At 39.7% G+C, this 12,728-nt stretch carries 8 protein-coding genes; 6 read left to right on the top strand and 2 right to left on the bottom strand.

The genetic code is table 11. The annotated features are described in order from the left end of the window. The 6 genes from AC1DG9_RS14730 to AC1DG9_RS14755 all read left to right on the top strand — a co-directional run. On the top strand, positions 1 to 2,959 hold a 2,959-nt coding region (locus AC1DG9_RS14730), incomplete at its 5' end, for a SusC/RagA family TonB-linked outer membrane protein (protein ID WP_477634802.1). A 12-nt stretch (positions 2,960 to 2,971) separates the two neighbouring features. Further along, entirely contained in the window at positions 2,972 to 4,573 is a 1,602-nt protein-coding gene (locus AC1DG9_RS14735) for a RagB/SusD family nutrient uptake outer membrane protein (protein ID WP_337716771.1), read from the top strand. 189 nt (positions 4,574 to 4,762) lie between these two features. Beyond that, positions 4,763 to 5,665: an AraC family transcriptional regulator gene (locus tag AC1DG9_RS14740; protein ID WP_288879129.1), complete on the top strand. Its 903-nt coding sequence runs from the start codon at positions 4,763 to 4,765 to the stop codon at positions 5,663 to 5,665. Positions 5,666 to 5,687: 22 nt separating this feature from the next. After that, entirely contained in the window at positions 5,688 to 7,454 is a 1,767-nt protein-coding gene (locus AC1DG9_RS14745) for a DUF885 family protein (protein WP_337716773.1), read from the top strand. Further along, positions 7,451 to 8,869, top strand: coding sequence for an APC family permease (locus AC1DG9_RS14750; protein ID WP_477634803.1), 1,419 nt, complete (start codon positions 7,451 to 7,453; stop codon positions 8,867 to 8,869). Before AC1DG9_RS14745 ends, AC1DG9_RS14750 begins: the two co-directional genes overlap by 4 nt. Next, complete coding sequence (locus AC1DG9_RS14755) at positions 8,859 to 11,138, top strand: S9 family peptidase (protein ID WP_288879132.1); 2,280 nt, start codon at positions 8,859 to 8,861, stop codon at positions 11,136 to 11,138. Before AC1DG9_RS14750 ends, AC1DG9_RS14755 begins: the two co-directional genes overlap by 11 nt. Before the next feature lie 171 nt (positions 11,139 to 11,309). Here AC1DG9_RS14755 and AC1DG9_RS14760 read toward each other — a convergent pair whose 3' ends face one another. Together AC1DG9_RS14760 and AC1DG9_RS14765 are read right to left on the bottom strand one after the other, a co-directional pair. After that, positions 11,310 to 12,029, bottom strand: coding sequence for a YoaK family protein (locus AC1DG9_RS14760; protein ID WP_172660056.1), 720 nt, complete (start codon positions 12,027 to 12,029; stop codon positions 11,310 to 11,312). A gap of 45 nt (positions 12,030 to 12,074) precedes the next feature. Further along, a partial coding sequence (locus AC1DG9_RS14765) for a Crp/Fnr family transcriptional regulator (protein WP_477634804.1) occupies positions 12,075 to 12,728 on the bottom strand: 654 nt, incomplete at its 5' end.

A 12,728-nucleotide genomic window follows, 5' to 3' on the forward strand; every position in this document is an offset into this window, starting at 1 on the left:
GTGTTACAAACACCGTAGTAATGGATTATGGTTTCTTTTGCTCTTCCTTCTTCCCTGTCAATTGTATGCCCAAAATGCAATTACAATAAAAGGAACAGTTTATGATTCTGCAGACGGAACTACGCTGGTTGGTGTTTCTGTCAATGAAAAAGGTACAACAAATGCGTCAAGTACAGACAATAAAGGTAGTTTTATCCTTAAGGTTTCTAATGCCAATGCGCGGCTTGTATTTAGTTATCTCGGGTATAAACTTCAGGAGGTTTCACTCAATGGGCAAAACACAGTCAATGTAAAGCTGGAGCCGGAAAGCAGAGGGCTAAATGAAGTTGTGGTAGTGGGTTATGGTACCCAAAAAAGAGGAGAGGTAACCAGTTCCATCGCCACGGTAAAATCCGAGGATTTCACAAAAGGAGCAGTAAGAGATGCCGCACAGCTCGTTCAGGGTAAAGTTGCCGGGCTCAGGATTACAACGCCTTCTGGCGATCCCACTGCCAGCACACAAATCAATCTGAGGGGGTTGAATTCCATCAATGGATCTTCTGAACCTTTAGTCCTGGTAGATGGAATTCCGGGAAGTTTAAATACAGTTTCTCCCGAAGATATTGAATCAATAGATGTCTTAAAAGATGGTTCAGCTGCAGCGATATATGGAACACGTGCAACTGGCGGTGTAATCCTGATCACTACGCGGAAAAATCGAGGTAAATCAAAGGCAACAATTGAATATACAAATTATGTAAACGTTCAAAAAATTGCAAGAAGGCCCGAACTGATGACCGCTGATGATTACAGGCGATTAATTGCCGAGGGTAAGAATTATACAGATTTTGGAAGTAATACCGATTGGCTGGATGAGATTTTACAAAATCCGGTAAGTCAGAACCATAACATAAGTTTTTTTGGTGGTACCGGAACTACAAACTTAACCGGGTCAGTAAACTATCGAAACTGGGAGGGCATATTTTTGCGTACCGGTCAGGAACGACTTACCATTCGGGCCGATTTAAATCATGCCATGTTTGATGATAAGTTAAAAACCAATATTCAGGTGATCAACCGAACAACATCCTCCACTCAGGGAGGAGCCGATGGATATGCTTACAGACAGGCGATGATACGTAATCCTACAGACAGAATTTTAACTGAGGACGGAAAATGGCAGGAAAGAGCAGTTTATTTTTACGATAACCCCCTTTCCAGAATTAATGAGGCAACAAACGACAATACTTTTCGGGAGATGCGGGTTAGCGGAAGTCTTGACTATCGCCCGATAAAGGATCTAAGCCTAAAAATACTAGCTTCTAATGTACAAAACAATAATTTGAATGGTAATAGTACTACTTTCGATCACGTAAATACAACCAAAAGTCAGTTGAACGGAACTGCATCACGGTCTACTTATTCTAATAAAGAAAACCTGATTGAGTTAACGGCTAATTATGTAAAGAGCATCAATAACCACAATTTTACATTGCTTGGTGGCTATAGCTGGCAAGATGCAACTTTTGAAAACTTCAGTGCTTATAATTTTGATTTTCCTACAGATGCATATACCTGGAATCAATTGGAAGCTGGTTCCGCATTAAAAAGAGGACTGGCGGAAATGACCAGTTTCAAAAGTAAATGGCAGCTTGCCGGTTTTTTTGGACGTCTTACTTATAACTGGGATGAAAAATATCTTTTTATGGCAAGTGTAAGAAGAGAGGGATCGTCAAAATTTGGTGTGAACAATCAATGGGGAACTTTCCCGGCTGCCTCTATTGGCTGGAGAGTAAACAAAGAGAATTTCATGCGGGATATTGCAGTAGTATCAGACTTGAAGTTAAGGGCAGGCTATGGTGTTACAGGAACAATTGCGAATGAACCCTATATGTCTCAGAGCAGTTATGATTTTACTTATAACGAAGGTGCATTTATTAATGGTAAATGGGTTCAGGGATTTGTTCCAACAAGAAACTTTAATCCGGATTTGCGATGGGAGAAAAAGAAAGAATATAATGTTGGTGTCGACTTTGGTTTATTTGAAAGCAGGATTACCGGATCCCTCGACTATTATACACGGAATGTAGAAGACCTGCTTTATAATTTCCCCGTGCCTGTTCCTCCATATTTAGCCGGTAACATGTTCCTTAATGCGGGAGCAATGAAAAATTCWGGATTTGAAGCACTTTTAAATATTAAAGCAGTAGACAGCAAATTGCTGAAATGGAACACCAACATTACCTATTCGACTAATAAAAACAAATTGGTTGATTTGTCTAATAAACAGTTTGACGTAACTACTGAATTTTTTGATGCAGGTTACACTGGCGAGCCTATTCAGTCATCAACCCATCGTGTAAAAGTTGGTGGCCCCATTGGCCAATTCTTTGTACTTAAAAGTGTAGGGGTAGATGACAATGGGAAATGGTTGGTAGAGAACAAGGATGGACAAGTTATACCCATTGCAGAATCGACTGCCGAGGACCGTCAGTATTATGGGAACGGAATTCCTAAATACCTGATGGGCTGGAATAACTCTTTTCAGATTAAGAACTTTGATCTGCAGGTAAACATTAGGGGAGCCTTTGGTCACGATGTACTGAATATGCAAAGAATGTATTATGAAAACCCTGTTAACAAGGCCTATAACGTATTAAAAACCGCATATGATCCGGTATATGGTAAACAACTCAATACAGACCTGGTTTATGTTAGCCATTACATTGAAAAAGGCGATTACATTAAAATTGACAACATCACACTTGGTTATACCTTACCTAAAGATTTTATCAAAAAGATAAGTAACCTCAGGATCTATGTTTCCGGACTTAATCTATTTACCATCACAAAGTATAAAGGTCTTGATCCCGAAGGGGTAAGCTATTCAGGTGATTTCACTTTTGCACCTGGAATTGAACACCGGGATACTTATCCTACTACACGGACTTTTACTGCCGGACTTAATGTTTCATTTTAAGTTATAAATATCATGAAAAAGAAAATTTTCCAATATATAATAATCGCAACGCTAGTTTCTGGCGTTATCATTTCCTGTACTAAATTGGATGAGGAAGTGTATTCCGAAGTCCTTCCATCTAAATTCAATCCCTCAGAGAAAGATCTCCCATCTATTCTGGCGCCTACCTACGCTTCTTTAAGAACGGTTATGTGCGGATGGCAGGGATATTTTGATTTGCAGGAAGAAGCTGCCGACTGTATCATTACACCAGTTCGCCCTAATGGTTGGGACGATGCCGGAACATACCGCCGGATGCATCAGCATACCTGGACTACCCAGGAATATCAGCCCTTTAATACCTGGCAAAATGCCTATTCGAGTATCACAAAATGCAACATGATACTCTCACAGATTGAAGAAGGTACCCTCAAGTTAGAAGCGATTAAAGAAAGCGCGGTTGCAGAACTTAGGGCTGTACGGGCACTTGCCTATTATCTCTTAATGGACAATCATGGTAATGTTCCCATAGTTACAAGCTTTAAGGACGTTTCTTTGCCTAAACAAAATACAAGGGCCGAAGTGTATGCATTTGTGTTAAAAGAATTAAATGAAGTATTGCCTGTGCTTAGTGAAGATGCTGCCACTACTTATGGAAGAATGAATAAATGGGGAGCAAAGGCGCTTCTTGCTAAAATATACCTCAATTCGGAAATCTATGTGGGAACACCTGAATACGAAAAATGTATTAAGGAAGCTGATGATGTGATAAACAGCAATAAGTACCAGTTAGATAATAATTATAGCGATGTATTTACTTACACTAACCAGAACTCAAAAGAGATCATATTTGCCATTCCATATGATGAAATTTATGGAGTAGGAAATCAGATTCATTTAAAAACCCTTGATCCACTAAGTCAGAGTGTATACCAGATGACCGCCCAGCCATGGGGTGGGAATTGTGCAGTACCACAATTTATCGATACTTATGATGTTGATGACAGTCGTATGAAAGATTCCTGGATACAGGGCCCACAGATAAACCCCACCTCTGGTCAGGTGATGATCAATTACGTGAAATTTGTTCCTGGTATGGGTGGAACTGACGGAATTGTTGCAGCCAGTAACCAGGGCTTTCGAATAGGTAAGTATGTAATTAAACCTAAAGCCACGGGAGCTATGGATAACGATTTTCCGTTTTTAAGATATGGAGATGTTTTGATGATGAAGGCAGAAGCACTGTTAAGGACGGGCAAACCAAATGAGGCTGCTTTAATTGTAACTGAGATCAGGAAGCGTGCTTTCAAAGATAATCCGGGAAAAGCAACAGTCACCGGCGCAGATCTTTTAAAAGGTAGCAACTATCAGTATGGATTACAGGCACCTGACGGAAAAGTATCTGTGGTGAATGGAGGCGCAGATATTGTTTATGGTCGATTTTTAGATGAACTAGGTTGGGAGTTTGCAGCAGAAGCTCATCGCAGGCAGGATCTGATCCGTTTCGGCGTATTCCAAACCAAGCGGTGGTTCAACCATTCTCCGCACCCACAGGCACAAACACGTACATTATTTCCAATACCGCAAGACGAGTTGGCAAAAAATCCCAATTTGAAGCAGAATCCTGGTTATTAGGCTGTATTCATAAGGTGAATAATAGAAAAGATTTGTGCTTTTTAATAAGCGTTACTTTGACGTATATTAGCAATGTGTCACCATATCTTAACCAATTTAACATGCTTGTAATCAGCTAAGTGTTAACATTTGTATATTAACACTCAACAACTAATCAACCAACTTAATCCACCACTTAAACAACCGACCATGAAAGTACTCCCATTTACTTTACTTGTACCGAATGACAAGAGTGTGATATCTGAACAAATTGAATTACCTCATTTCTATCAATATCTTCACAGGCATGACGAGTGGCAGATAACTTGGGTTGAGCGTGGTGAAGGTACATTGATAGCAGGTAATAACATGCATGCATTTCGTCCCGGAGATCTCTTTTTAATAGGAGCTAATCTTCCCCATTTATTTAAAAGTAACCCCGAATATTTTATGGGTGAAGAAAGTAAAAGTATCAAGGCATGTTCTATTTATTTCAATCCTTCAGGAGTATTAGCTGGTTTATTTAATCTACCTGAATTAAAAGCAGCGAGTTCTTTTTTGAGGAATAATAAGCATGGGTTTAAAATCCCTGAGAAATACAAGAAACAGTTTGCATCAAAGATGCTTGAAGTTCATCAGGCATCTGGAACCGATGTACTATTTAATTTTTTGAATCTGTTTGAATTACTCCTGGATATTGGGGGAAGTGCCGAGGAGCTTTGTTCGGACTTTTATTCTTCTAATCTTTCAGAGCGTGAGGGAATGAGGTTGAGTAATATTATCAATTTTATTATGCGTAATTATAACAATCAGATTGATCTTGAAGATGTGGCAAATGCTGCTTATATGACCCCACAGGCATTTTGCAGGTACTTTAAAAAACATACCGGACATACTTTCATTTCTTTTTTAAACGAAGTGAGGATAAATGATGCGTGTAAAAGCCTCGTATCAGGCGAAAAACCGGATTGTATCTCGGGAGTCGCCTATAAAGCTGGATTTAATAGCATTACAAACTTTAATCGTGTTTTCAAGAGCATTATAGGTCAGTCGCCGCGTGCATACATAGATGCCTATAATAATGTAAGTAGAGTAGGTCTTATCGCAGTATAATAAGGCAAATATGACTATGTTTATGAAAAAACATTTATACAGACTCTTAATTATGTGTTTATTGCCATCGCTCCTTTTTGCGCAGGAAAAAATGGCCTCTGCTCTATACGAGCAAACCAGCGAGATGGGAACCACAATCATTACTTACCAAAGGGATGTAAAAGCCATTCAGGATTTCTATTCACCATATATTATAGAAGGGACTTATCCCGAAGTCGAGCATGTTTATTATTCGCCTGAGCAAAGGGAGCGATTGCTTGCAGTCCATAAGGAATACCTTAAAGGACTGGAACATCTGGATTTTGATTCTTTTAGTATTTATGGTAAGGTTGATTATCTGTTGCTAAAAAAGGAGATCGGTAAAGAAATTGGTCAATTGGAGAATGCGGAAATTAACGATCAGGCTATTCTCAAATATATTCCCTTTGCTCAGGATATCTATGCATTAGAAAAGGAAAGACGAAGGGGGAAGGCAATGGATTGGCAGGCTGTGGCCACAAAGCTTAAGGCAATACTGAAAGTAGTGGAGGCTTCAAATGCATCCTTATCAAAAGAGACAACATTGAATAAGAAATTATCAGGAACTGCAAATGAAGCAATTTCTGGTTTGAAAACGAGACTAAGAGGTTTTTACGAATTTTATAAAGGATATGATCCATTATTCGATTGGTGGGTGCCTAAACCTTATGATGCATTAACCGTGGCTTTAACTAATTATGCATCATTATTTTCTGGGAAACCCATTAAGGAGTCCCTTCAAAAGGACAGTGACTACGGAATAAAAGGAACCCCAATTGGGCAAACAGAACTTATCAGGCAATTAAGTGCAGAAATGATCCCCTATACGCCAGAAGAACTCGTTAAAATTGCAGAAAAAGAGTTTGCATTTTGTGATCAGGAGTTATTAAAAGCCTCGGCGGATATGGGTTTTGGAAAAGATTGGAAAAAAGCCCAGGAGAAAGTCAAAGAAAGCTTTGTTGCTCCCGGTAAACAGCCTGAACTAATTGTGCAACTACAGAAAGAAGCGCTTGATTTCATAAGAGAACATAATTTAATTAAAATTCCTGCCCTTGCAGAGGAAACATGGGGGATGGTCATGATGTCGGCTGAAAGACAGCTGGTCAATCCGTTTTTTACAGGAGGAAGAGAAATTAGTGTATCGTATCCAACAAATACAATGAATGAAGGCGATAAGTTGATGAGTATGCGTGGTAACAATCCATATTTTTCAAGAGGTACCGTACAACATGAATTACTCCCAGGTCATCATTTGCAGTATTATATGAATAGCCGCTACAAGAATTACAGGGAACTTTTTACTACGCCCTTTGGAATTGAGGGATGGACCCTTTATTGGGAACTTCTTTTGTATGACAAAGGTTTTGCTAAAAGCCCCGAAGAGCGTATCGGTATGCTGTTCTGGAGGATGCATCGCTGCGCAAGGATTATATTTTCGCTAAATTATCACTTAGGTAAATGGACTCCGGGGCAGTGTGTCGACTTTCTTGTTAATCGGGTGGGTCATGAGCCTGCCAATGCAGAGGGAGAAGTCAGGAGGTCATTTGAAGGTGGCTATAGTCCTTTATATCAGGTCGCCTATATGATTGGCGGGCTACAATTGATGGCTTTAAAAAACGAACTCGTAGAAAGCGGAAAAATGAGTTATAATGAATTTCATGAACGGGTGATGAAAGAGAACCTGATTCCGATGGAAATGGTGAGGGCAACATTAACCGGTCAGCCATTAAAAAGGGATTTTACAACCCAATGGAGATTCTACAAATTATGAAACAAGAACCCACCGGATTTAAATCTTCACTCAGGTTAATTGATGCCACGATGCTGGTTGCCGGCAGTATGATCGGATCAGGAATATTTATTGTAAGTGCAGATATTACCAGGAATGTAGGGAKCTCGGGTTGGTTAATGGTGGTATGGCTGATAACTGGGTTTATGACACTAACTGCAGCTTTAAGTTATGGCGAATTAAGCGCTATGTATCCGAAAGCTGGTGGACAATATGTGTATTTAAAAGAGGCATACAATCCATTAATAAGTTTCTTATATGGCTGGAGTTTTTTTACGGTTATTCAAACCGCTACTATTGCTGCAGTTGGTGTGGCTTTTGCAAAGTTCACAGCTTATTTATTACCTCAGCTTAGTGAAGATCATATAGCTATTGATCTTGGGTTTTTACATGTTTCGCCGGCACAGCTGCTCGCAATAGTTGTTATCATTATTTTAACTTACGTAAACAGCCGGGGTGTTAATGCAGGCAAGTCCATACAAACAGTTTTTACGATGGCCAAACTATTGAGCCTTTTCGGTTTGATTGTATTCGGTTTGTTTTTTCTGCAAAAAGATATCTGGCAGAGTAACTGGAAAGATGCCTGGGAGTTGAAACCACTGGCCGGATCGTCGGCCGTAGGCTCTTATACTACAATGGCTGCTTTTGGTGCGATTGCCGCTGCTATGGTGGGCTCTATTTTTAGTAGCGACTCCTGGCATAATGTCACCTTTGTTGCGGGTGAGATCAGGAATCCAAAAAGAAATGTTGGGTTGAGCCTTGCACTTGGTACGGTCATGGTCACCATATTATATATTTTGACCAATATCATGTATACCGGTGTACTTTCGCTCAGCGACATGGCACATGCAGATAAAGACAGGGTTGCTGTCTCTGCCTCGCAGGTTATATTCGGATCATCGGGCACTGTTATTATTGCGCTAATGATCATGGTGTCTACCTTTGGATGTAATAATGGATTGATTATGGCAGGCGCCAGGGTTTATTATTCTATGGCTAAAGACGGCCTTTTTTTTAAGAAAGTGGGTGCCTTAAACAGAAATGCTGTACCTGCCTTTGGTCTTTGGATCCAGTGTTTGGTGGCTTCATTATGGTGCCTTAGCGGCAGATATGGTGATCTGCTTGATATGATCTCCTTTGTTGTGGTGATGTTTTACATGCTTACAATTGGAGGTATTTTTATTCTCAGAAAAAAGCGCCCTGATATTGAACGTCCATACAAGGCTTTTGGCTATCCGATTTTGCCACTTATTTATATCATTATGGGGTTAGCTTTTTGCGTCCTGCTGATCCTATATAAACCCCGTTTCACCTGGCCAGGATTGATCATCACCTTGATCGGTATCCCGGTTTACTTTGTGATTGGAAAATTTAAAAATAATAAACATGAAAATTAGTAGTATCTATCTTTTTTTAATAGTTATTGCCTTCAGTTCCAAAGCTCAACAAAATCAATTACAACCCTTTAGTCCATCAGGTGCTGAGATGGAACGAGCCTATTCTCAGGCTGGACAGCTGGATAGTGCGTTGAGAAAGGTAGCCGTAAATAATGAAATAATTCCATTTTGGAACGCAGACGGACACTCGTTTTGGTACAAAAGAAACTTAGCGGATCGCAACTGGGAGTTTATTTATGCTGATATAACAGAAAGTGTACATAAACCGGCTTTTGATCATACCAGAGTTGCCACGATAGCAAATAAGTTCTTTGATAAAGTGCAGGAAGCTACAAAACTAAAATTTGATAGGCTTATTTTTGGCAATTCGGGAACCCTGTTAACACTCAAGTTAAATGGGAAATGGCTTGAAATTAATTTGGACGATTACAGTTTCAAACAAGCTAAAGATACCAGCTTTGTTAATTATGATCCAAGGAAACCATTACAAAGAAAAAGATCGAGATGGGAGGGGACTCCTTCGCGCTTCTTATCCCCGGATGGAAAAAACGTTCTCAGCTTAAAGGCTGGGAATCTTTTTGTAACAGATACCGAAAGTAAAGCAGAAACCCAGTTAACAACAGACGGGACAGAAAAAAGACCTTATGCTGAATTCAGTTGGTCGCCCGATAGCAAAAATGTTGTAGGATACCTGGTGAATCCAAAGAAGATAGATAGTGTTTATTATGTGCTGAGCGCAGTAACAGGAACAACCAGAGGACAGTTAAAATCACATGAGTATGCGCAGCCGGGGGACGTCTTCACCAGTTACGAGCCTTTTATTTTCAATATTACAACTAAGAAGATAATAAAGGTAGATACAGAGCAAATCGATTTTTTTGAACCACAACCTCTGCATTGGCGGAATAATGACAACAGATATTATCTCTATGAAAAAGTAGATCGTGGCCACCAGCGTTTTAGAGTGATTGAAGTAGATGTACAAACGGGGAAAACCAGGAATATTATAGATGAGAAGGCAAAAACTTTTATTTATGAAGATCGCATTTACACACGCTATCTGCCCAAAACCAATGAAGTAATTTGGACAAGCGAGCAAGACGGTTATCGCCATATTTATCTGGTAAATACGCTAACGGGGAAACAATTTCAGGTTACAAAGGGGGATTTTGTAGTACGTGATATTGATAGCGTTGACGTGGAGAAAAGGGAGATATGGTTTACTGCCAGTGGTGTGAATAAAAAAGAGGACCCTTATTTTTTACATCAGTACAGGGTTAATTTTAACGGTAAAAATACGATAGCACTCAATCTTGAGCAGGGCAATCACCGGGTAGTATTTTCTCCCGACAGAAACTACTATGTGGATACCTATTCACAGATCAATGTTGCGCCAGTAACTGTTGTTAAAAGAACTGCAGATGCCAAAAGCATCATGGAATTAGAGCGGGGTACTACCACTGGTTTTACAGAAGCAGGGCTTAAATTACCTGAGGTATTTGTTGCTAAAGGAAGAGATGCCAAAACAGATATTTGGGGAGTAGTATGGCAGCCATCGAAAATGGATAATAGTAAGACCTATCCCGTTATTGAATATATTTACGCAGGCCCTCAGGATAGCTTTGTACCCAAGAATTTTACGCCTTATAGCGAAATGCAGAGCCTTGCTGAACTGGGTTTTATTGTTGTGCAGATGGATGGTATGGGTACTGCAAACCGCTCAAAAGCTTTTCACGACGTATGTTGGAAAAATCTGGCTGATGCAGGATTTCCGGATCGTATTTTATGGATAAAGGCAATGGCACAAAAATATCCTAACGCAGATATCAGCAGAGTGGGTATTTATGGCACTTCAGCTGGGGGGCAAAATTCAACGGGCGCTTTGCTGTTCCATCCAGAATTTTATAAAGCTGCGGTATCGGCTTGCGGATGTCATGATAACAGGATAGATAAGCAATGGTGGAATGAGCAATGGATGGGTTATCCGGTTGGCCCTCATTACGATGAGCAGTCCAATATCACTAATGCAGCAAAATTACAAGGTGATTTGTTTCTGATTGTTGGCGAGGCCGACGAAAATGTGCCACCTGAATCTACTTACCGCTTGGCTGATGCCTTAATCAAAGCAAACAAAGATTTTGAATTACTATCTATACCTGGAATGGGGCACAGTGATGGTGGTGCATACGGAAGGCGAAGAAAAAGAGATTTTTTTGTAAAGCATTTACTGCACGCCGAGCCACCCAAACGTAATGTTGTGATTAATTAATTGCATATGCTCCATTTTAAGAGCTAACTATGTTAATATAGCTTAACCAGTTGTTAATATTATAGAACTCATTTCTTTGAAGACTAGAACTACACCTACTATTGTAGGTAAATTCATGATTTACGTACTGGATCCCTTAGGATCGATTGCATTTATGCATACGTTTAATTGTTATTTGTAACGACGCATCACACGAATAACGTGAAAGCGGAAATAATCATAGAATAAGGCAGTCATTAGAAAAAAAATGGGCATTAGAAACGCGTCAAATTGATATTGCAGGAATAAAAATGTACCCATAACTCCACCAAAGAGAAAGGAAGTAATAATGACCACTCTAAGCAAGATGCGCCGTTGTATCCTTGCAGTTAATTTCAAAGGTTGAATAACGGCGATAGAGAGATCTGTCCCCAGATCAGTAAACATCCCTGTAAGATGGGTGGTCCTCACTACCGAACCAGAGATCATCGAGACCAATGCATTCTGCATACCCATGGCAAATAGTAAACTGCCTGCAAAATATTCAGTTTCATGTAGAGAACTATTGTAGCTATGGCAGGAAATGGTAACAGTTGCTAATATCGCTATAATGATCCCGATAGGTAGTAGGTAGGCTGAAGATTTTTCTCTTCCAATCGCTTCTATGCATATACCTGAAGTAAATGCTCCTGTTAAAAACAACAAAAACCAGAGTGCAACAATACCTGCGGCTCTAAAATCTGCTTCAGCAAGGTTAACTGCAAATAATGCAGCATGTCCTGTTACATTTGTCGTTAATACTCTGAATGCCAGAAAGCCAGCACCGTTAATAAATCCTGCATTTAGACAAAGCAAGATAGCAAGTCTGAGATTGTGATTAAAGGTTCTTTTTTGTCCTGTATGTCTGAGCATAGGTGGATAGTTTTTTGCGAATTAGCCTGGTCAATTTTGCCGAGCTTAACTTCTATTAGATCTCCGAACGAGTTTTTCAATATCCTGTATCCAGATTTTCCGACCTTGTGTTTTAATCATACCCTCAGCTTTAAACTCCTTCAATAGTCTAATTACATTTTCTTTAGCTATACCTGCTATACCAGCAAGATCACTTCTGGATATATCTATTACAATTGTCTCTCCATAGGAAAGGCCGGCTTTTGATTTTTCTCTGAATACAATCAGTGCAATTGCGAGTCTTTCAGCCGCTGAGGCGTCGGAAAATGCTGAAATATTGTTTACGAATACGGTAAACTCATGGCTCAATGCCTTTAATAGACTCGTAGCAAACTGTGGGTTACGTTGAAGAATTTCAAAGAAATCTTCTTTTGGTATAAAGCTGATTAAACTTTCTTCAAGCACTGCAGCTGAATCCTGATGCCGTTCTTCAGATAAAATGGCATGATATCCAATTAGTTCTCCCTTATTAGCCACATAAATGATCTGCTCTTTGCCAGTAGCCCCTTTTTTATACTTTTTAACTTTTCCTGAATGGATATAGTAAAGTCCGGAGGGCATCATCCCTTCCTTGAATATAATTTCACCTTTTCTATATTTCTGAATATCCTGTTTGCCTATTAAAAAGATATAATCTTGCTCATTAAGCATATTAAGGAC

Source organism: Pedobacter sp. 05L430 (genome assembly GCF_056397585.1).

Excerpts from the sequence above, each read along its gene's own strand:
- AC1DG9_RS14735 (WP_337716771.1), top strand. The coding sequence starts at position 2,972 with ATGAAAAAGAAAATTTTCCAATATATAATAATCGCAACGCTAGTTTCT.
- AC1DG9_RS14740 (WP_288879129.1), top strand. The coding sequence starts at position 4,763 with ATGAAAGTACTCCCATTTACTTTACTTGTACCGAATGACAAGAGTGTG.
- AC1DG9_RS14745 (WP_337716773.1), top strand. The coding sequence starts at position 5,688 with ATGAAAAAACATTTATACAGACTCTTAATTATGTGTTTATTGCCATCG.
- AC1DG9_RS14755 (WP_288879132.1), top strand. The coding sequence starts at position 8,859 with ATGAAAATTAGTAGTATCTATCTTTTTTTAATAGTTATTGCCTTCAGT.
- AC1DG9_RS14760 (WP_172660056.1), bottom strand. The coding sequence starts at position 12,029 with ATGCTCAGACATACAGGACAAAAAAGAACCTTTAATCACAATCTCAGA.